At 64.2% G+C, this 20,190-nt stretch carries 20 protein-coding genes; 7 read left to right on the top strand and 13 right to left on the bottom strand.

What is annotated here, in order from left to right; genetic code table 11:
* Nucleotides 1-81: 81 nt before the first annotated feature.
* Genes AB1451_16050 through AB1451_16065 form a run of 4 tightly spaced genes read right to left on the bottom strand, consistent with a single transcriptional unit; the run spans nt 82 to nt 4,271 of the window.
* A complete protein-coding gene (locus AB1451_16050) occupies nt 82-726 on the bottom strand; it encodes a hypothetical protein (protein MEW6684409.1) in 645 nt (214 codons plus the stop codon).
* On the bottom strand, nt 713-1,525 hold the full coding sequence (gene larE / locus AB1451_16055; GenBank protein MEW6684410.1) for an ATP-dependent sacrificial sulfur transferase LarE: 813 nt from the start codon (nt 1,523-1,525) through the stop codon (nt 713-715). The genes AB1451_16050 and larE overlap by 14 nt, the downstream gene beginning before the upstream one ends.
* Nucleotides 1,522-2,922 carry a pitrilysin family protein gene (locus tag AB1451_16060; protein MEW6684411.1) on the bottom strand — a complete coding sequence of 467 codons (1,401 nt, stop codon included), beginning with the start codon at nt 2,920-2,922 and terminating at the stop codon, nt 1,522-1,524. The genes larE and AB1451_16060 overlap by 4 nt, the downstream gene beginning before the upstream one ends.
* Complete coding sequence (locus tag AB1451_16065) at nt 2,919-4,271, bottom strand: pitrilysin family protein (GenBank protein ID MEW6684412.1); 1,353 nt, start codon at nt 4,269-4,271, stop codon at nt 2,919-2,921. The genes AB1451_16060 and AB1451_16065 overlap by 4 nt, the downstream gene beginning before the upstream one ends.
* A 164-nt stretch (nt 4,272-4,435) precedes the next feature.
* Here AB1451_16065 and AB1451_16070 point away from each other — a divergent pair, with 164 nt between their 5' ends.
* Nucleotides 4,436-4,657: a hypothetical protein gene (locus AB1451_16070; protein MEW6684413.1), complete on the top strand. Its 222-nt coding sequence runs from the start codon at nt 4,436-4,438 to the stop codon at nt 4,655-4,657.
* A gap of 325 nt (nt 4,658-4,982) precedes the next feature.
* Here the strand turns inward: AB1451_16070 and AB1451_16075 are convergent, their stop codons facing one another.
* On the bottom strand, nt 4,983-5,573 hold the full coding sequence (locus AB1451_16075) for a Rieske 2Fe-2S domain-containing protein (protein MEW6684414.1): 591 nt from the start codon (nt 5,571-5,573) through the stop codon (nt 4,983-4,985).
* Between the two features lie 179 nt (nt 5,574-5,752).
* Between AB1451_16075 and AB1451_16080 the strand changes: the two genes are divergently transcribed.
* The 4 genes from AB1451_16080 to AB1451_16095 all read left to right on the top strand — a co-directional run bounded on the left by AB1451_16080 (nt 5,753) and on the right by AB1451_16095 (nt 10,453).
* Nucleotides 5,753-7,012: an NAD(P)/FAD-dependent oxidoreductase gene (locus AB1451_16080; GenBank protein MEW6684415.1), complete on the top strand. Its 1,260-nt coding sequence runs from the start codon at nt 5,753-5,755 to the stop codon at nt 7,010-7,012.
* Nucleotides 7,009-7,716, top strand: a complete 708-nt coding sequence (locus tag AB1451_16085; protein MEW6684416.1) for a polyprenol monophosphomannose synthase — start codon at nt 7,009-7,011, stop codon at nt 7,714-7,716. The genes AB1451_16080 and AB1451_16085 overlap by 4 nt, the downstream gene beginning before the upstream one ends.
* Complete coding sequence (locus AB1451_16090) at nt 7,713-9,506, top strand: tetratricopeptide repeat protein (protein ID MEW6684417.1); 1,794 nt, start codon at nt 7,713-7,715, stop codon at nt 9,504-9,506. The genes AB1451_16085 and AB1451_16090 overlap by 4 nt, the downstream gene beginning before the upstream one ends.
* 356 nt (nt 9,507-9,862) lie before the next feature.
* On the top strand, nt 9,863-10,453 hold the full coding sequence (locus AB1451_16095) for a PEP-CTERM sorting domain-containing protein (GenBank protein MEW6684418.1): 591 nt from the start codon (nt 9,863-9,865) through the stop codon (nt 10,451-10,453).
* Nucleotides 10,454-10,604: 151 nt separating this feature from the next.
* On the opposite strand, the gene AB1451_16100 is transcribed toward AB1451_16095, so the two are convergent.
* The 3 genes from AB1451_16100 to AB1451_16110 all read right to left on the bottom strand — a co-directional run bounded on the left by AB1451_16100 (nt 10,605) and on the right by AB1451_16110 (nt 13,222).
* Nucleotides 10,605-11,354, bottom strand: a complete 750-nt coding sequence (locus AB1451_16100) for a lytic transglycosylase domain-containing protein (protein MEW6684419.1) — start codon at nt 11,352-11,354, stop codon at nt 10,605-10,607.
* A 156-nt stretch (nt 11,355-11,510) separates the two neighbouring features.
* Nucleotides 11,511-12,362 (bottom strand): tetratricopeptide repeat protein, encoded by an 852-nt coding sequence (locus tag AB1451_16105; protein ID MEW6684420.1) that lies wholly within the window; start codon nt 12,360-12,362, stop codon nt 11,511-11,513.
* Entirely contained in the window at nt 12,359-13,222 is an 864-nt protein-coding gene (locus AB1451_16110; protein MEW6684421.1) for a Ku protein, read from the bottom strand. Before AB1451_16110 ends, AB1451_16105 begins: the two co-directional genes overlap by 4 nt.
* Nucleotides 13,223-13,398: 176 nt before the next feature.
* Between AB1451_16110 and ligD the strand changes: the two genes are divergently transcribed.
* Nucleotides 13,399-15,927, top strand: coding sequence for a DNA ligase D (gene ligD, locus AB1451_16115; GenBank protein MEW6684422.1), 2,529 nt, complete (start codon nt 13,399-13,401; stop codon nt 15,925-15,927).
* Here the strand turns inward: ligD and AB1451_16120 are convergent.
* On the bottom strand, nt 15,913-16,626 hold the full coding sequence (locus AB1451_16120; GenBank protein ID MEW6684423.1) for a DUF72 domain-containing protein: 714 nt from the start codon (nt 16,624-16,626) through the stop codon (nt 15,913-15,915). The genes ligD and AB1451_16120 overlap by 15 nt on opposite strands.
* Entirely contained in the window at nt 16,595-17,134 is a 540-nt protein-coding gene (locus AB1451_16125; GenBank protein MEW6684424.1) for a metallophosphoesterase family protein, read from the bottom strand. Before AB1451_16125 ends, AB1451_16120 begins: the two co-directional genes overlap by 32 nt.
* An 85-nt stretch (nt 17,135-17,219) precedes the next feature.
* On the opposite strand from AB1451_16125, the gene AB1451_16130 reads away from it, so the two are divergent.
* A complete protein-coding gene (locus tag AB1451_16130; protein MEW6684425.1) occupies nt 17,220-17,858 on the top strand; it encodes an NAD(P)-binding domain-containing protein in 639 nt (212 codons plus the stop codon).
* 12 nt (nt 17,859-17,870) lie between these two features.
* On the opposite strand, the gene AB1451_16135 is transcribed toward AB1451_16130, so the two are convergent.
* Genes AB1451_16135 through AB1451_16145 form a run of 3 tightly spaced genes read right to left on the bottom strand, consistent with a single transcriptional unit; the run spans nt 17,871 to nt 19,920 of the window.
* A complete protein-coding gene (locus AB1451_16135) occupies nt 17,871-18,323 on the bottom strand; it encodes a DUF2214 family protein (GenBank protein ID MEW6684426.1) in 453 nt (150 codons plus the stop codon).
* A 27-nt stretch (nt 18,324-18,350) separates the two neighbouring features.
* Complete coding sequence (locus AB1451_16140) at nt 18,351-18,836, bottom strand: cupin domain-containing protein (protein ID MEW6684427.1); 486 nt, start codon at nt 18,834-18,836, stop codon at nt 18,351-18,353.
* A gap of 22 nt (nt 18,837-18,858) precedes the next feature.
* Complete coding sequence (locus tag AB1451_16145) at nt 18,859-19,920, bottom strand: aldo/keto reductase (protein ID MEW6684428.1); 1,062 nt, start codon at nt 19,918-19,920, stop codon at nt 18,859-18,861.
* Nucleotides 19,921-20,190: the final 270 nt, after the last annotated feature.

Genomic DNA, 20,190 nt, shown 5'->3' on the forward strand with positions numbered 1-20,190 from the left:
CCGCGAGGCGCCATCGCGCCTCGCGACCGCCGTGAATCCCCGGCAGCGTGAAATCCGGAACCGGCTCGCCGACCGGAATCATCAGAACGGGCTCAGGTTGGCGAACGCGTCGGGCACGGCGACGTTCGACGCGTCGATCGCCCGCGCCTCCACCCGCCGGTAGGTGAGCACCACGGTGTGTCCGCCCTGTTGCGTGTACACGACCCGCTGCGGCAAGCGGCCCGGCGGCACCGCAGTCCACACCAGCGTGTATGCCGGCGCACGGGCGCGACGGCTTCGACGCTCGACCAAGGTCAGGTGCGCCGGTTCGCCGGACAGCGCATCGTCTTTGAGCGGAATCGTCCGCACGGACAGGTCACGGGGCTGAGGCCCCCATCCTTCCACAAAGGCCCTGGCCGCCAGCGCCGCAGACAAGGCTCCCTCGAAATAGATCCGATCGTCGGGAAACACGCGGTACAGACGCATGCGGCTGAAATCGTAGATCTGGTACTCGGCGTAGCCCGACCGGCCCGGCTCGCTTCCGTACTCCACCCGCGCCCGCGTATCGGCCAAGAGCACGGTAAAGGTCGTCATCGACACCTGGTGGCCTTCGGGCGACAGCACCACTTGCTCGATCTCCGCGAAGACCGCCGGCACGGCCCCGTCCGGCGCGTCCTCCGCGGCGGCGGCCGCCGCCCACAGCACCACCAGCCCGACGCCCAGATACCACGCCTTACGTCGGTGCATGCAGACTGCCGGACCGAAACGGCGACAGATCCAGCGCCACGAAACGAAACCCCAGGGCTTTGAAGACCGCGGCCACGTCGCGACGCACCCGTTCGTCGGCAAAACGGCCGAAGTCCTCGGCCGGCACCTCGATCCGCGCCGTGTCTTCGTGGTGGCGCACCCGAAATTCGCGAAAGCCAAGTTCGCGCAGCGCTGCCTCCGCGCGATCGACCTGAGTGAGTCGTTCGACGGTGATCGTCAATCCGGTGGGAAACCGCGACGACAGGCACGGCGACGCGGGCTGATCCCAGGTTGGCAGTCCCAACTCTCGGCTGATGGCGCGAATCTCCGCCTTGGTCAGGCCCGCGTCCACGAGCGGGCTGCGCACCCCGCGCTCCCTGGCGGCGACGAGCCCGGGACGGTGATCCGAGAGATCGTCCACGTTGGTACCCTCCGCGATGTGCCGCAGACCCAGCCCCTGGGCGAGCGGCTGCAACCGTTCGAACAACTCGTCTTTGCAGTGATAACACCGATCCGCGGGATTGGCGGCGAACAGGGGCCGGCTCATTTGCTCGGACTGCACCCATTCGTGACGAATGCCGATCTGCCGCGCGAGCGCTCTCGCCTGCTCGACCATGTGCGAGGGGTACGTGGGTGAGAGCGCGGTCGCCGCCACCGCGCGGATGCCCAGCGCATCCTGCGCGACCTTGGCGAGCAGCGTGCTGTCCACCCCGCCGGAGAACGCGATCAACACGGAGTCCAGGTCCCGCACCACGTCCTGGAGTTGGCGCAGTTTGTTCGCGGGTGCGGACCCGCTCATGGGGCGTTCTTCGCGGGGACCGACTGGTCCAGCCCGCCGGCGATGTCGCCGGTTTTGCCCACCACCACCAACACGTATCGCAGCGGGTCCAGTCGCGCGGAGGCCACCCGCCGCACGTCGTCCAACGTCACGGCGCGGATCTTGTTGGGGTAGTCTTCGAAGTAGGTCAAGCCCAGGCCATACAGCTCGACGTAGCCCAACAGGATCGCCATCCGCGCGTTGGTCTCGTACCGCAACGGGAAGCTGCCAGCGAGATAGTTCTTCGCGGCTTCGAGTTCGGCCGCGGTGGCGCCTTCCGCGCGCAGCTTGGTGATCTCCTCAAGCACCGCGCGGATCGCGGCCGGCGCCGACTCGGTCTTGGTCTGCAGGCCCACGGAGAACGCGCCCGGGTACTGCTTGGCGTCGTACCCGCTGGAAATCCCGTAGACCAAACCTTCGTTGTCCCGAATCCGGCTCATCAATCGCGAGGAGAAACTGCCGCCGCCCAGGATATAGTTCATCACCGTGACCGCGTAGAAGTCGGGGTCGGTCCGCGCGATACCCAGGTGACCCAGCAGCACCGTGGCTTGCGTCAAGTCCTTCTCGATCAGCGACACGCGACGCTCGCCGACGGGCGGGAGCGCCGGAACCGCGACCGTGGGGACGGGCTTGGGTTCCCACGCGCCAAACGCGTTCTTGGCCACGCGCCGAGCCTCGCGCAGGGTCAGGTCGCCGACCAACACCAGCACCGCGTTGTTGGGGCGGTAATACGTTCGGTGGAACGCCACCGCCTCCTCTCGTGTCAGGGTGGGCACCGTGGTCTCGAGGCCCTCCACCGGCCTCCCGTACGGGTGCGGCCCGAATACCAGCGGAGCGAAGGCCTTCTCGGCCACGGCGCCGGGATCGTCCTTCTCGGCCTGGATCGCGGACAACGTCTCACGACGGAGCCGATCCACCTCGGTCGGAGGGAACGACGGGTTGAGCACTACGTCGGTCATCAGCGACAGAGCGACCCGCAGGTCCTTCTTGAGCGTGGTCAGGGAGATGCTGGAGGAGTCGTCCTCCGCGTCGGCGGTGAGTGTGCCGCCGATGAAATCAACGGCCTCCGCGATCTCCACGGCCGAGCGCGACGTCGTCCCCTTGGTGAGCAGCCCGGCGGTTAACGCCGCGAGCCCGGTGCGCCCGGCCGGATCAGCCGCGGCTCCGGTCTTGACGACCAGGCGGGCCTGGACCGCGGGGATCGTGTGCCGCTCCACGAACAATACGGTGAGGCCGTTGGACATCACCCACCGTTGAACCGTCACCTGCGCGGGCCCTGCAGCCGCGGCGCAGACGGGCGCGATCGGCACCACGCTCACGGCGAGCACCCACAGCCACCAGGGCGTTCTCCGCCCTCGGGCGGCTCGACCGACGCTCACGGCGGGGAATCGCCTCCGGCGCGCTCGGTGGTCTCCGCGGGCAGTGGCACCAGGAGGCCGACGGTCCGTTGGCTTTCGCCGAGATAGGTGTTCGCCGCGCGCACCACGTCGGCGGCGCTCACCTTACGGACGTTGGCCACAAAGGTGGTGAGGTAGTCTCGTCCGGCTCCCACGCTCTCCGCGTTTCCGATCTGCATGGCCCGGTAGAAGTTCGAGTCCTGACCGAGCACGAACTGCGCCTCGATCTGATTTTTGGCTTTGGTCAGCTCGCGGTCGGCCGGTGGGGTCGTCTTGAGCCGCTCCACTTCGTCCAGCAGGGTACGCTCGAGATCGCCCGCCGATGTGCCCGCGTGCGCCATCGCGTAGAGGTACAAGAGCGGGGGGTCGGTGGACAGCGCCGTGTAGTCGCCCCCCACCTCCAACGCCACCTGGCGCTCGTAGACCAGGGTCCGGTACAAGCGGGAGCTGGGCCCGTCCGCAAGCAAGCCGGCCAAGACGCTGAGCGCATACGCGTCCGGGTGCCTGAAATTGGGGACGTGATACCCCACCATCACGGCCGGGAGTTGCGCGGCCTTTTTCACCATGACACGCCGCTCCCCTCGCTGGGGAGGCTCCGCCGTCACGCGCCGCACCGGCGCCGGCGGGCCGGCCACTGGGCCGAAGACCTGTTCGATCCGGGCCAGGGTGGCTTTGGGATCGATATCGCCGACGATGACCAACACCGCGTTGCCCGGCGTGTAGTGCCGCCGGTAATACGCGCGGACATCGTCGGCCGTCAACTGGTCGAGGTCATCCATCCAGCCGATCACCGGCCACTGGTAGGGATTGGCCATAAACGCCGTAGCGTACAGGTGTTCGATCAGCGTGCCGTGCGGATCGTCCTCGGTCCGCAGGCGGCGCTCCTCTTTGACCACGTCCCGTTCCAGTGCGAATTCCTGCTCCGATATCACCAACCCGGTGAGCCGGTCGGCTTCCAACTCCAAGGCGAGGTCCACCTGGTCGCTGGCCAGATTTTCGAAATACGCCGTGTAATCTTGACTGGTGAACGCATTGTCGTTCCCCCCTCGCTCGGCGATCATCCGCGAAAACGCCCCCTTGCCGTACCGAGCCGTGCCCTTGAACATCATGTGCTCCATGAGATGGGACAACCCGGTTTTGCCGCTCACTTCATCCCGGGAGCCAACGCGGTACCAGATTTGCACGGACGCCACCGGCGCTTTGGGTTCCGGCACCAGGATGACGCGCAGGCCGTTGGGGAGGGTCGAGTCGACTGGGGAAACCGCCCACGCGACGGGGGCGACCAGCACCAGGGACAGCACGAGCGCGCCCATCCGGGCGTGACGCAACATGGCCGGATGCTAACGGAACGCCGAAGAACGTGTCAAGACACGAGTGGTCGGCGGAATAAAACCATCCAATCACGGTCTTTCCTCACAAGGGGACGAGCCGCTGGGCGGCCTGGAGAGACGCCGCTTCCCGAGCCACGACCGCGAGCGCGTCCAGGAGGTGAGGCATGCAGTGTGCGCGCTGTCGGGGGTTGATGGTGGTCGATCGCTTTACGGATCTGCTGGACGAGACCGGGCAGATTACGTTCGGGGGATGGCGCTGCCTATCTTGCGGTGAAATCGTCGACCCGGTGATCGTGTCCAACCGCGTCCGCAAAGTGCCCCTGCCCACGACCAAGCCGCGCCACGCGCGACTCCTCCAGTGGGTCAGCCCCAGCCCCAATAACTAGCAGGTTGCTGAAAAAGTCCATCTGCTGCGTTCTCGGTCGTCGGAAATCCTCACGTACGACCCAGTACGCTCCGGTTTCCTCCTCCCTGCGGCCTTGCAGCTGGAACTTTTTGAGCAACCTGCTGGCTATCTTAAAAGGCGACGCACGCGCCGATTTCTTTTCTAAACCCCGCATCCTGGATCCCGGATGCGGGAGCCCGTTCAGGAACGCGCCAGATGCAAGGCGGAGCGAGCACCGGAGCGCAGCGTACTAAGTGCGTACGTGAGCACCGGCTGCGCAGCGACAACGCCGCAGATGGGCGTTCATGGACGGGCTCTGAGGGCTCTCAGAGGAGGCGGGTCAGCGCGTCCAAGGCGGACAGCATCTCCCCGTCCGCCTCCTTCCCTCGCCGGTGCGGCAGCCCCTGCAGGTCCGATCCCCCGACGCGGCCTTTGCGCAGATACAGCTCCGCGAGGTACTGCAAGCGCTCTCCCACCCGCGAGGCCTGGGCGGTTCGGGAGACTTCGTCGGGCGACAGCCCCAGCTCGCGCCCGATGCTTTCCAGCGCCTCTCCGGCCGTGACTCGCCGCACGATTTCCCGGTTGCGTCGGGCCGCCGCCAGCAAGCGGGACACCTCGACCAACACCAGACCGTCCACGACCTTGACCGCGAACGTCTTGGCGAGAATGGTGGGATCGCGGTCGTTGGCACCGGTCCGGATGTCGAACTTCCATTCGTGCCAGGGACACGTGATGGTGGTTCCCTCGATCTCCCCTTCGCCGATCGGACCGCCCTGGTGAGGGCAACTGTGCTCCAACGCATAGATGGTTCCGCCCACGTGCAACAACGCGATCGGCGTGCCCGCGACCCTGATGATTTTGGTTCGACCGGCCGGCACCTCGGCCACTTCCGCCACCGGCACATATTCCACCGCCACAAATTCTCCCTTCGCGCTCAATGGACGCTGCTCGGCGTCCGTCGATCCGTCAATTCTACGCACCCGCCGCGCAGCCTGTCAAAAGGCGCAGCGCGCCACACGGTGGCGCGGCAACGCGGGACTGATTGCTTTCGCCCCGGTCCGCCCCTACAATCGACCCCCGCGACTCCCGAGCTGGCATGACGGACTCCCACGCGAAACCACACGAAACTCGCGCCGATCTGGTGGTGGTCGGCGCGGGGATCGGCGGCGCCGTGCTCGCGCTCTTGGCCGCGGCCAAAGAACGCCGGGTCGTGGTGCTCGACCGCCAAAGCCGAGGCCCCACGGACCCGGATCGGGGCGAGATCCTTCAGCCCAACGGGCTCAGGATCCTCGACCGGTTGGGGCTGCTGGCCGAGTTGTCGGAGCACTCGGTCTCGCGTGTACGCCGCTATCATTTTCACCGCATCGGCGGCCCGCGACTGGTGACCATCGATTACGGAGCCCTGCCCGAGCCGTACAACTACACCTTGGTGGGGCACCCGCGCGCCCTGATGGCTTCCATCCGCTACCGGTTGGCCGCCTCCGGATTGGTCGACATGCGGTGGGGCGAGGCGGTCGTCGGCCTGGTCCGCCAACGTCGCCGGGTGGTGGGTGTGGACACGGAGTTTGGCGGCAACCGGAGCCGGGTACTGGCGCCGGTCGTGGTGGGTGGGGACGGCCCTGGATCACCTGTGCGCTCCGCGCTACGTATCCCCACCCGGGTCCGTCGCTACGCGGACGGCTACGTGACCATGGTCCTGCCGCGCCCCGATGGATTCGGCCCCGACGGCCGCTATTACGTGGGCCGTCGGGAAATCCTCGGCGTCTTTCCACTCGGCGCCGAGCGCATCTATGCGTTTTATCTCTGGCCGGTGCGACGGCGTCCGGAGCTGGAGCACCGCGGACTGCCCGCGCTCAAAGGCGTTCTGACCGCGATCGACCCGGATTTGAAGCGCCCGCTGGAGGCGCTCACGAGCTGGGATCAGGTCGGCTGGATGCCGTGTCTCAAGGTCGTCCCTCGGCGGTGGGTGGGACATGGTGCGGCGTTGCTGGGGGACGCGGCGCACGCGCTGAACCCGCACGTGGCGCAGGGGCGCAACCAGGCGCTGGAGGACGCGGTAACGCTGGACGCGGTGTTGGACTCGTGTTTCGCCAGCGGAAATTTCAGCCGCCAGGCCCTCTCGTTGTACGAACGGATACGACGGCCGCAAGCGGCCGCGCTCCAGCGGTTGGGCGACGAGATGGCCTTTTTCTGGAACACCGGCAACCCGATCGTGGCCTCGATCCGCGATCGCGTCTTCTCCACGCTCGGCCGCAACGAGTACCTCCGGACCAAAATGCTGTCGTTGGTCGCGGGGTTGTCGGACCGGAGGTTTTCCGTCTGGGATCGCGCGCGCGCGCTGGGTTGGCCGCGGTGACCCCCCGCACTCTCGTGATCGTGCCCACGTACAACGAGCGGGACAATGTGGAGTCGTTGGTCACCCAGGCTCTTGCAGCCCTGCCCGACAGCGAGGTGTTGGTGGTGGACGACGCTTCGCCCGACGGCACCGGAGCGCTCGCGAACGCGCTGGCCGCTCGCACCGAACGCGTGCACGTCCTGCACCGCCCCCGCAAGGAAGGGCTGGGGCCGGCCTATCAAGCGGGATTTCGCTGGGCGCTCGATCGCCGGTACGACGAGGTGATCGAGATGGACTGCGATTTCTCGCACGACCCCTCGGACCTTCCGCGATTGGTGGCGGCGTCGCGGAGCGGGGCGGATCTCGTGGTCGGCTCGCGGTATGTACCGGGAGCCCGAATCGAGGGCTGGCCGTGGTACCGTCACCTCTTGAGCGCCGGCGCCAACCTTTATGCCCGCGCGCTGCTGGGCCGATCGGTCCGAGACTGGACGAGCGGCTTCAAGTGCTTCCGGCGCGCCGCGCTCATCGCCTTGCTGGACAGCGGCCCCCCGGCCAACGGCTATGTCTTCCAGGTGCAAGGCACCCACCGCGTGATCGGGCGCGGCGGCCGTGTGACGGAGGTGCCGATTGTGTTCCGGGAACGCACGCGCGGCGCCTCGAAGGTCCGCTACAACAGCGCCGTGGAAGCGTTTGTCGCGGTATGGAAGCTGCGAGCCGGCCGGTGACCGATCGCTGCGGGCTGTCGTGGCGCATCGCGCTCGCGATCGGCGCGGCCACGGTCGCGGTCTTCTCCCCCGCTCTCTGGAACGGGTTCGTCGATTGGGACGACCCGATGAATTTCACCAACAACCCCCATATCCGGGGCTTGGATTGGGCCAACCTGAAGTGGATGGTCACCGCCATACACTTGGGCGTGTATCAGCCGTTCGCGTGGTTCGTGGCAGGCGTTGAATACGAGTTGGGAGGACTCGATCCCCGTGTCTACCACGCCACCTCCGTGCTCTTTCACGCGGCAACCGCTGTCGCGGTTTATGCTCTCGCGGTCCATCTGCTGTCCGACCGCGTCCGCTCGGTTACCGCGCTGCGCCTGTGCGCGGGGATAGCGGCCCTGTTCTTCGCCCTGCATCCACTGCGCGTCGAAGCCGTGGCCTGGGCCTCGGCGCAAGGGTACCCGCTCTCGGCGCTCTTCTACGCCACGGCGCTGGTCGCGTATCTCCGCGCGCACCGTTGGCCCGAGACCGACACCGGTTCGGTCCCCTCCCGCGGCATTCGCGCCGGCTGGTTTGCCGTGGCGGTCGCGGCCGGCTTAGTAGCGTGTGTGTCCAAGCCCGTCGCCGTCACCCTGCCCGCCGTCTTGCTTGTCCTGGATTGGTATCCGCTTCGTCGCCTGGGCGGAGGTCGACCCTTGTTCCGCGGCTCGGCCTCAAGGGTCTGGATCGAAAAGCTTCCGTTCGCTGTTCCTGCGGCGCTGGTGGCGGTGGCCGCGCCGATTGCCCGAGCCAGCATCTCCGGGGGCGAAGATTACAGCCTCGCTGCGTTGCTTGCGCGAGCGATCTACGGCTTGGCCTTTTATCTTTGGAAGACTGTGATGCCTTTGGGGCTTTCGCACTACCACGCGTTCCCCCCGGACAGCAACCTATTGGAACCGCGCTTTCTCGTCAGCGGGATTGCCGTGGCGACGATCGGCACCGCGCTGTGGATCTGGCGACGGCGGAAGCCCGAGACGGTCGCCCTATTCATCGCCTACGGAGTCATGCTCTCGCCGGTGCTTGGCGTCATCTCCCACAGCATCACGCTGGCGGCGGATCGGTACGCCTACTTTGCGAGCATCCCGGTCTCGCTCGGGCTCGGGGCCTGGTTTCTGACGCTGTGGAATCGAACCGAGTCCCGGTCCGGGGGTCGCACACTGTTGATCGTGGGAGCAGCGGTTGCGCTGGGAGTCTTGAGTGTGCTGACCTGGAATCAAGTGAAGGTGTGGCGTGACCCCGGAACCTTGTGGGCCCACGCGGTCGCGGTCGCGCCCAAGTCGGCGAGACTCGCTTACCAGGTTCACAACAACCTTGGGCTGTTCCATCTCGATCAACGCGCGTATGACCTGGCCCTCAGGGAATTCGACCAGGTGGTGCGTCTCAACCCGGATGGGTATAAGGGCCACTTCAATCGAGCGCTCACCCTGGCCCGGATGGACCGGACCGAGGAGGCCATCGCCGCGTATCAACGCGGTCTCGAGTTGCGACCGAATGACCCGACTGCGTTGGCGCACCTGGGGGAGTTGCTCGCCAAACAAGGCCGGTTCACGGAAGCCGAGGCCGCGTACCTGCACGCGACTGCATTGACTCCCCACCCGGACCTGTTTAATTCCCTGGGGATCGCGTTGGCCGAACAACAACGCTTCCACGAGGCCGCGGAGGCATTTCGTCGAGCCCTGGCGCTCGATCCGAATCACGCGGACGCGCAGGCGAATCTGAACACGGCACTGGCCATTGACGCCGCGTCCGGGAACGAGCCACGCTGAGAGGTCCTCATTTGCGGCCGCAGGTTGGACCGGTGCATCCGCGGCCTCGTCCCCGCAACACGGCAGGAGAATATTGTTGAGCTGCGAACTCTTCCCGGTTGGACGGAAACAAGTGTAAAAAAAGTCAACAGTTACTAGTTCGCTGTAACCTATTGAAATATCACGGTCTTTTTAGTTTGCTTTGCTCAAGTCTTGTTAAGAATTCTGACAGCCAGGGCAGCGAACGAAGTACGATCTGTTAATTTTCATACAGTTACGATGGCTTATTCAGGTCGCTCAGACTGGCATGCGATATGCTTCGAAGTGGTAATAAGCGCAGCTAGTATGCTCCGAAATGGTGAGAATTTGGTGATAATATGAAAAAATACGGATTGGGAAAGGTGGCTTTCGTCTTGGCCGTGACAACGCTCGGACTGGGGCTGGCTACAGGTTCGGCCCACGCATTGGTGCTGACCCCTGACGACGCTTTCGGGACCTCGGACGATAACAGCAACTGTGACGCAGCGTGTCTCTTCGTTGAGACCGGTATCCTTGGTTTGACCCTGCTCTACAAGCAAGACTTTGGAGGGGGTGAGGATGGAATCCTTGCGGGTTCCTACGCCACGGAGTTCTCCAATACCCTGGAAGATCCGGCCGACTTTACGATTACATATAATGGTCTTGGTGAGTCTGCCTCGTGCCCGGAATGCATCCTTGTCGTGAAGGATGGCAACCACACTCCCGCTCAATATTTCTTCAACCTCTGGGATCCGTTTCTTTGGGATGGTATGGAGGACATCGAGGGGATGGGCTTCTGGCAGGAGCCGGAGAAGGGCACGATTTCCCATGTCGCCATCTATGGGACAGCTACAAGGGTTCCTGAACCGGCCTCGCTGACGTTGCTTGGTTTGAGCTTGATAGGGATTGGACTATGGCGGTTGACGACGCGTAAAAAGGCGCGCGCCTAGTCTCTTCTGACATACGGTTTCACCAACGAAGGCCAGCCCGTTAGCACGACGGGCTGGCCTTTTGTTCTGGAGACGATCCTGACGCCCTCCCACACCGCGTGACGGCTCGACTCCCGGAACACCCGTCCTTCTGCCGCGCACTGGGCCCGGCTCAGTTAGCGGCCGCCAGCCGCGCAAATTGCTGCTTCATGGCATTGATCTTCGTGAGATAGCGGCTGACGTCGTGGTCGCCGCAGCGCTGGCTGGCCATCAGCCGGAAACCGCGCGCGACAAAGGCATGGCCCGCTCCCGCGCCGCACAGGTGGATCACTGCCGCCAGATGCTGCTTCTGCTGGAGCGGGGCAGTGGAGATCCGCCGCCGCTCAAGCGCCCTTGCGACGCCGCGATCCAGCAGAGCCGCTGTCAGTTCGATGGCGTGGCTCGGCACCACGCGCGTATAGAGACCGTTGAACCAACACGATCTGGTGTCGTCCCAGGGGCCGATCTCGGCGACCACGTGGTCGTGGATGCAGTAGCGCTTGGCCTCGCGGAAGGTCGCGTCGGTGATCTGGTACATACCGACCGCGCTCGACGCGGGTTGGTACAGTTCGAAGGGGTTGCTGGTCACACTCCACCGCCAGTACGTTCGCGCCACGGGGTTACCCGCGCCTTCGACTTGGGCGAGCGCGGCCAAAAACTCGGGCGTGATCACGGTGGTCGAATGCTTGCTGAAGAGCGGCCCGTACCTCCGCCACGTCTCGGACGGGGTCTTGGCGAGCGCGTCGCTCACCGGAAAGAACAGCTCGGTCGGCTTGCGAATTGTCTGGTACACCCAGTTGGCCGCAGACCAAGCCACCACGATGACCACCGCACAGACGAGCAGCCGGACCGCCGGCGGCGCGGCCACAATCGCCCGCAACACACGCCGGGGCAACCGCGCGGGACGTTGAACCCGCCGCAGACGCCGCCTTCCGGGAACCGCTCTAGGGGTGCGCGAACGCGACTTGGCAGCCACGAGGCTATTATGCCTCAGTAAGCGGCTGACTGCAGGATCGCTTGAGCTGAGACTCCGGTGCGCTTACCGACCTGCAGAGGGACGTCCATACAGCGTCCGGGCCTTGCTCAGGTGTTTGATCGCCTCGGATCGCTTCCCGAGCTTTTCATACAGCAGTCCGAGGTTGTAGTGGGCGTCGGCGCAGTCGGGATCGCGATCAATGGCTTGGCGATAGCTGCGGATCGCCTCGTCGCTGCGCCCGAGATCGTCGAGGAGCGCGGCCAGGTTGAAATGGGGAATCGGATCAGCGGGCGCGTGCCGCATCGCGGCGCGGTAGTGCGCCTCGGCCTGCGCGGGTTTCTTGGCCTCCTGGTAGAGGCAGCCGAGATTCACGTGGGCATCGGATAACGTTGGATCGAGTTGCAGGGCTTGGTGGTAGGCCCGCTGCGCCTCCTCGGGTGAGGATTTCTCAAGCTCCGTCGCCAGTTGGAACCATTCCTCGGCCGTACGAGTCGTACGGGTTGAGACGCGGGCTGGTGGAGTAGCTGCGGGCGCCTGCGGCAACGCCGCCTGTTTGGCCACGGTCTGGACATCGAACGAGAACAAGAATTGTCCCGAGTCCGGTTGCCAGCGCGCGGATCCGTCCCAGGCCACGATGCGTCCACCATCCGCGTAGATGGTGAGGCTCGTCAAGTGTTGGTCCTCCGGCAACTGGCGTTTGAGCGAGGCGAGCATTCTTCGAATCCGTTTCATGGGAACGCGGGAGTCGAGCAGGCCCTTGGTGGTCTTCAGGAGCAGGAGATCCTGGAAGCTGAACCGGAGGCGCCGCCCCGGGCCCCGGTGCGGAGTGAGAAAACCCGCGCGGACGCATGAGCGGACTTGCTGTTCAGGCAGGTCGACGATCTTCGCCGCGTCGCGGGTGGTGAAATGCGTCACTTCCTGGCAGCCTGGGCCTTCTTCTCCGGCTTCTCCGGCGCGGCCTCGGCGCGCTTTGCTTTGACGGCCGCCTTCTTCTCCTGCGGAACCCGCTTGGCCAGGCTCTCCTTGAGCGCTTCCATGAGGTCGATCACCTGGGCGCGCTGGACCTGGGGACCGACCGCGGTGACTTCCTTGCCTTCGACCTTCAGGTTTACGAGATCGAGCACTCGCAGCCGGTAGTCGTCCTGATACTGCTCGGGCTTGAAATCGGTGTTGGACAAATCGTCCACCAGTCGCAGGGCGAGCTCCAACTCACCGTCTTTGATCTTAGCGGATTCCCCCTTGTCGATTTCGCCGAAATTTCGCACTTCATCGGCAAAATACATGGTATGGAGCATGAGCCCGTCATGGGCCGGCCTGATCAGAACCAGGCTCTCTTTGCCGCGCATCACGAACTTGGCCACGGCGACGCGATCGGTCTTGGCCATGGCCGAAGCCAACAGCCGGTAGGCCTTTTCACCCCCCTTGTCAGGACCCAAGTAGTACGTCTTTTCGAAGTAGATCGGGTCCACCTTGGGGAGCGGGACGAATTCGGCGATGTCGATGATCTTCGACGCCTCGCCTTCCAAGGACTTCAGCTCCTCGTCGGTGATCTGAACGTACTGGTCTTTGGAGAACTCGTAGCCTTTGACCAGTTCGCTGCGCTCCACCTTTTCGTTGCACACCGGGCAAAACAATTGTTGCTTGATCCGGCTGCCGCACTTGCCGTGGAGCTGATTGAACGACACCCCTTGCGAGGAGGCGGCGGTGAAGAACTTGACGGGAATGGAAACCAGACCAAAGGAAATGGTGCCCGAGCCGATTGAATGAGGCGGCATCGCGTACCCCCTTTTAGAAGGAGAGGTTTGAACGGTACCATGAAAGCCCCTATACTTCAAGAACGCGCAGCGCGCCAATGGGTGGCGCGCCGTCTCCATGCGCCGGACGCACCTCACGCGTGGCGCAGCACGCGTCGCCTTTGCGGGATCACGCCCGCACCCACGAGGCTTTCACCGTGCCAGAGAACAAGACTCCACCACTCGATGCCTACCGGGCTAAGCGCGACCCCGAACGCACGCCCGAGCCGTTCGGCGGCCGGGTCGGAGCCGCGGGCAAACGCGTCTTCGTGGTCCACAAACACGCGGCCCGACACCTCCACTACGACCTGCGCCTGGAAATGGACGGGGTGCTCAAGAGCTGGGCCGTGCCCAAAGGCCCCTCCGTCCAACCCGAGGTCAAACGCCTGGCCGTGCACGTAGAGGATCACCCTATCGAGTACGGTGATTTCGAGGGCGTGATTCCAGCCGGAAACTACGGCGCCGGCGCGGTGATCGTGTGGGATCGCGGGTGGTACCGTTTGGTCAAAGAGGGTGACCCACTCGAGCAGCTCGCCAAGGGCAAGCTGGAGTTCGAATTGTTCGGCTTCAAGCTCCGAGGCCGGTGGACCCTTGCCCGCATGGCCAAGAAGGACAAGGAATGGCTCTTGCTCAAAAAAGCGGACAGGGGCGCCCACGAGACCGAACTCACCGAGCGTTACCCACAGTCGGTGGTCTCGGGGCTCACTCCGCAAGAACTCCTTGATCTTCCCGCCAAACAGGCGGCGTTGCGCGAGCGGATCGACCGCCTCAAGGCTCCCAGGCGCGAGGTCTCGCCGAAGCAATCCTTCATGCTGGCCACGCTCGCGGAGCAGCCGTTTTCAGGCAAAGCATGGCTCTTCGAGGTCAAATACGACGGGGTGCGGGTGCTGGCCTCTCGTCACGGGGACGCGATCGAGCTGTACGCGAGAAGCGGCCAGGTGATCACGCGGCGCTACCCGGAGCTGCTGGGGCCGCTGCGCGCCTTGCCGATGGAACAGTTTCTCATCGACGGCGAGATCGTGGCGCTCGACGACAGCGGCAAACCGAGCTTTGAACGCCTCCAGGCGCGCATGGGCCTCACCAACCCCCGCGACATTGCACGCGCGACAACCGCGGTCCCGGTGGTCGCGATCTTTTTCGACTGTCTGGCCTTGGACGGCCACGACCTGCGGCGCCTCCCGCTCCTGGATCGCAAGGACTGCCTCAAGCTGCTCCTACCGCCTCTGGGCATTGTCCGCTACGGTGACCATGTCCTCGAGCACGGCGACGCGTTCTTCGAAGCGGCCTCAGGCGAGCGACTCGAAGGTATCGTGGCAAAGAAGCTGACCAGTCTTTACGTCGGCGGCCGCTCGCGGGACTGGATCAAGGTCAAGTGCCAGCGCCGGCAGGAATTCGTGATCGGAGGCTACACCAATCCCCAGGGCGGACGACAGTACTTCGGAGCGCTGCACCTTGGGATCTACGACGGACCCAACCTCGTGTACGTCTCCAAGGTCGGGACCGGATTCGACGAGCAGTTGCTGAAAACGCTCTGGGAGGACCTTCAACGGCTGGGGCGGCCGTCTTCGCCCTTTGCGACCGGAACTCCAACCGGCCGGGGCCACCATTGGGTCGAACCGAAGCTGGTCTGCGAAGTGCGGTTTACAGAGTGGACTGACGGGGGTGGGATTCGTCATCCGGTCTTCTTGGGCCTGCGCACAGACAAGCGGCCGGAAGAGTGCCGGCGCGAAATGCCGGTGGACGTGCCGATGGACGCGGCCTTGCCCGCGTCCGCGCCGCCCGAGCCGATTGCCGCCGAACCTGTCAAGATCACGAATCCCAAAAAGGTCTTCTGGCCTGACGAGGGTTACACCAAGGCCGATCTGATCGCGTACTACGAGGCCGTGGCGCCGCTCTTGCTGCCGTATCTGCGGGATCGGCCGGTGGTGCTCACGAGATATCCCGACGGGATCACGGGAAAATCCTTTTTCCAGAAAGACGCGCCGGAATTCGTGCCAGCCTGGGTCCGCACCGAACGGATCTACTCCAAAGAGGCCGAACGCGAGATCGACTACTTCATCGTGAACGACGCGGACACGCTCCGCTACATCACCAACCTGGGCACGATCCCGCTCCACCTGTGGAGTTCTCGCCTCGGATCGCTGGACCGGCCGGACTGGCTAATTCTGGATCTGGATCCCAAAGGCGCGCCGTTCACCGACGTGGTGAAGGTCGCGCGGGAACTCCACCGGATTCTCGACGAGCTGGACCTGCCGAACTACATCAAGACCTCGGGCGCGACGGGCCTGCACGTCCTGGTCCCGCTCGGCGCCCGGTACACGCACGAAGAGGCGCGGACCTTTGCCCGACTCCTGGCCACCCTCGGAATGCAAGCCGCGCCCGACATCGCCACGCTGGCCCGTCCCATCCGATCGCGCGAAGGCAAGGTCTACATCGACTTCGGCCAGAACGGCCACGGCCGGACCATCGTGGCTCCTTATTCGGTCCGGCCCCTGCCCGGCGCGCCCGCGTCGTGCCCGCTGCAGTGGAAGGAGGTGACGTCGCGATTGGACCCTGCTCGCTTCACGATCAAGAGCCTGCCGGCCTACATCGACAAGACGGGTGACCCCTTGGCTCCCGTCTTGACCGGCTCCATCGATATGGGCGATGCAATAGCGAAGATCGAGGCTGCGTTAGGCAAAGAGTAAGTTCTGGAAGTCCTTGGCGAGCGCCGGGCCGATTCCGGATTCTTCATGCTTGAAATAGATATACGTGTCCCGCCATCCAGCGCCAAGCCGTTTGACGGTCTCCGCCCATTTCCGGAGATCTTCGGCATCGTACCCCTCGTCGCGCAGCCTGAAGTACCCGAAGTCGGCGGTGGCGACCACCGGCGTGGTGCCGTTCTCGTTGTCCGCGATGCAGAGCGCCACGTTCCGGTTTTTGAGTAGATCGTAAACGTCGTCGCCAAACCACGACTCGTGGCGAAACTCGAACACCGGCCGAAGGCCTGACGGCAGGAGCGCCAGCACGCCGTTGAGTCGCTCCAGGTGGTCCGGGTTCTTTCGGAAATACGGGGGAAGCTGAAACAGGATCGGCCCGAGCTTGGGCCCGAGTCCTCGCGCCGTGTCGAGAAAGTAGCCGAGGTTCTCACCCACGTCCTTGAGGCGGGCGTCGTGCGTGATCTTCCGAGACGCCTTGAGCGTGAACGCAAATCCGTCCGGGGTCTCCGCGTTCCAATTGGCAATGGTCTTGGCGTTCGGCATCCGGTAAAAGGTGTAGTTGATTTCGACCGTGCGGAACCGCTCGGCGTAATGGGGCAACATCTTGGCGGTGGGGAATTTCTCGGGGTAGAAACTGCCCCGCCACTCCGGATAGTTATAGCCCGACGTGCCGACCCAGATCGCCACGTTTCCCCACCCCAACACCGGTTGTCTGCAACTCGAACAACTGAGGTGTGACGTGAGTGCCTGCAACGAGCAGCCGACCGACAGCGATGGGCAGCTTGAACCGGCGCGGACCCGCGCTGCCGGGATTCACAAACAACACACCCCGTTCCATTCGATGCGCCGGTTGGTGCGAGTGTCCTGAGACGACCACGTGGAACCCGGCCGCCGACGGGTCAACATCGAGATCGGCGAGATTGTGGATCACGAAGACCACGGCCGCGCCAACCTTCAACACGTTCGTTTGGGGTAACGCCGTGGCCCAAGAGCCCCTGTCGTTATTGCCGCGAACCGCGGTGACGGGCGCCACTCGCCACAACTCGTCGAGCACGACGAGATCTCCAATGTCACCCGCGTGGATGATGAAATCGCAGCCTCGCAGCGCGTCCACGGCTTCGGGCCGCAGCCATCCGTGCGTATCGGAGATGAGGCCGACCGTGAACGTACGCGTTGAGAAGGGACCGAGAGACACCGTATGCTTGGAAAAGCGATTCCGTTCGCTATTGTGACGCCCCGGGGATGCCAGATGCAACCCCGACGTTTCGAAAGGAGACCCTATGAAGATCGGAATCTTGGGATCGGGTGATGTAGCGAAGGCGTTAGGGAAGGGCTTTCTTCAGCACGGCCACGACGTCATGCTGGGCACGCGCGAGCCCGGCAAGCTGGCGGAGTGGGCCAAGCAGCATCCCAAGGGCCGCGTGGGGAGCTTTGCGGACACGGCCAAGTTCGGCGAGTTGGTTGTCCTGGCCGTCAAGGGCAGCGTGGCTGCGAACGCGCTGCACACCGCGGGCGCGGCAAATCTGACCGGAAAGCCCGTGATCGACGCGACGAATCCCCTCGCGGACGCACCGCCAGTCAACGGCGTGTTGAAATTCTTCACCACGCTCGACGAGTCCCTCATGGAGCGCCTGCAGCGGGAGTTCCCCGCCGTGCGCTTCGTCAAGGCCTTCAATTCCGTTGGCAATGCGCGCATGGTCAACCCGCAATTCAAAGGCGGCAAGCCCACCATGTTCATTTGCGGGAATGACGAGACGGCGAAGAACACGGTGCGGGGAATTCTCGATCAGTTCGGCTGGGAAACCGCGGACATGGGCCAAGTCGAAGCAGCCCGAGCCATCGAGCCGCTCTGCATGCTCTGGTGCATCCCCGGGTTCCTCAGGAACCAGTGGACGCACGCGTTCAAGCTGTTGACGTAGAGAGCGAGCAGATCAGCCGCGGTACCCCACGCCCTTGGCCATCAGCGCCGCGCAGAACAGCAACAGGACGACTCCTACCAACTCGTAGTGAATGAGGGACCGGAGCGTTCGGATCTTGGAATCACTCACCACCGGGACCTGTCCTCGTTTCACGGATTTGCCCCACGACAGAAATTCGATCGTCGGATAGATCGAAAGCAAGCCCACGATGACGAAGAGCGAGAGCTTCGCGAGAAACGGGATGCTGTGAAAGTAGTACGACGATCCCCTCTCGAAATAGAACACGCGCAGAAACCCCACCACCAGCACCACGCCGGCCGCGATCCCGAAGACCACATCCGCCCGTTGGATCTTTCGGGCGCGCGCGACGGTCAACTCGTCCCGGATCAGGACTAATTCAACGACCAGGGCCGCAACCAGGGTGAACGCGGCAAGGTGGTGGAGAAAGGCGAAGAACCAGGTCATTGCATGACCACCTGCTTGTAGGGACCTTCATTCCTCTCCCTCATAGTAGTCGGGGTCCTGCCCATCGGGGCGCATCACCTTGTGCTCAGGCGAATGCACCAGCCACTTGCCGGTGTCGGGATAGTGGCAGGACTCGCCGATCGGGTTATCGGCCACCACGTAGAGGACCAGGTCCGATGACCCGTTGTTGATCAGCTGGTGCGGCTCGCCTGGTTCGAACAGAAACGCGTCGCCGGCTTCGATGGCCGTGGTCCCCTGCTGGTGCCGGACCAGACCGGCCCCCGACATCACGTGGTAGAACTCCCACTGCGCGCTGTGCGAGTGATAGGGCGAGTGGATCTTGCCCGGCGGGATGCGGCAGACCTCCACGTCGAACGGATGCCGCTCCTTGAAGTCCGTGGACTCCGGCTTCCGCCCCAGCGCGATGGAGATTTCCTTGCTGGCCCCGCCGAACTTCCCTTTGGGCGACGCCCACGCCTCCTCGGCAATGTCCTTGGTATTCACTTTGCGCATGTGTACCCCTTGCGGCACAAATTCAGGGTACACCGCGTTGGACGCGCACGTTGCCGTGGATCATGCCCTGCATGGTGGGCTCGAAGAAGTGATCGAGCTCGGTCGACTCCGGCCGGCTCACCTCGGTGAGCTGGCGTTCGATCTCTGGCGGTAGTTCGATCGCCAGCGCGTTGAGATTCAACTCCAACTGCTCCCGCTTGGTGGCCCCGACCAGCACGCTCGTGACCTGGGGTCGTCCGAGCACCCACGCGAGCGCGACCTCGGTCGGTGTCTTGCCGAGTTCCTTCGCCGCCTTGAGCAGCACATCTAAGATCTCCCAATTCTTTTCGCGCTTGGCAAATTTCTCCAGGGTCGGGTTCCCCGAGTCTTTGTAATCAAACACACGCCCCGAGCCCGTGATCTTCCCGTCTACCCGTTTGTATTTTCCAGTCAGAAAGCCGCTGCCGAGCGGGCTCCAGGGCACGAGCGAAATGCCCGTCTCCGCGGCGAGCGGCAAGTGTTCCCGCTCCAGGCTGCGCGAGACCAAGGAATATTCAAGCTGCAAGAGCGCGAGCCGCTCGTACCGGTACGCCTCAGCGAGCGTCTGGGCGCGGGCCGCATACCACGCGGGCACGTCGCTCAACCCGATGTGCCGCACCTTGCCCGCCCGCACCAGGTCGTTGAGCGTGCTCATGACCTCTTCCACCGGCGTCACCCGATCCCAGGCATGGAGGATGTACACATCCACATAATCGGTCTTCAGGCGACGGAGCGAGCCTTCGAGCGCGCGGAAGATGTTCTTGCGGCCGTTGCCGCCGGCGTTCGGGTTGCCCGCCTGCGCATTGAACGAGAACTTGGTGGCAATGACCACCTCGTCGCGCACGCGCGCCTCGTGCACGAACTCCCCCAGCCACGTCTCGCTCTCCCCGCCCGCGTACATGTCCGCGGTGTCGAAAAAGTTCCCGCCGCGTTCGCGGTACAAATCGAACATGGCCCGCCCCGCCTGCTTGTCCGCTCCCCACCCATACGTCATCACCCCAAGACCGAGCGGAGACACCCTGAGCCCGGTGCGGCCGAGCGTGCGGTAATCATTCATGCGTTCCATAGAGGCCTCATTGCCAAGTCTGTGCGGAGGAGAGCAACGACAGGAGTACTATTACCACATCGCGACGGGCTTCAGCCCGGGACTACTCAGTTAAATAAATCCGTCCGCATTTATTCCCCGAATCCGTCCGCATTTATTCCCCCGAGTGTGTGCCAGACTTAGTTGAGATTTGAGAAGCGGCTCCTGATGTGGTGAACTGGTGTCGCCGAAGACACCGAAACTCACACACAGGAGGAGCCGCAACATGAGGACAGTACCGAAGTTGGTGGG

The organism is Nitrospirota bacterium (assembly GCA_040757335.1).
Classification (GTDB): domain Bacteria; phylum Nitrospirota; class Nitrospiria; order 2-01-FULL-66-17; family 2-01-FULL-66-17; genus JBFLXB01.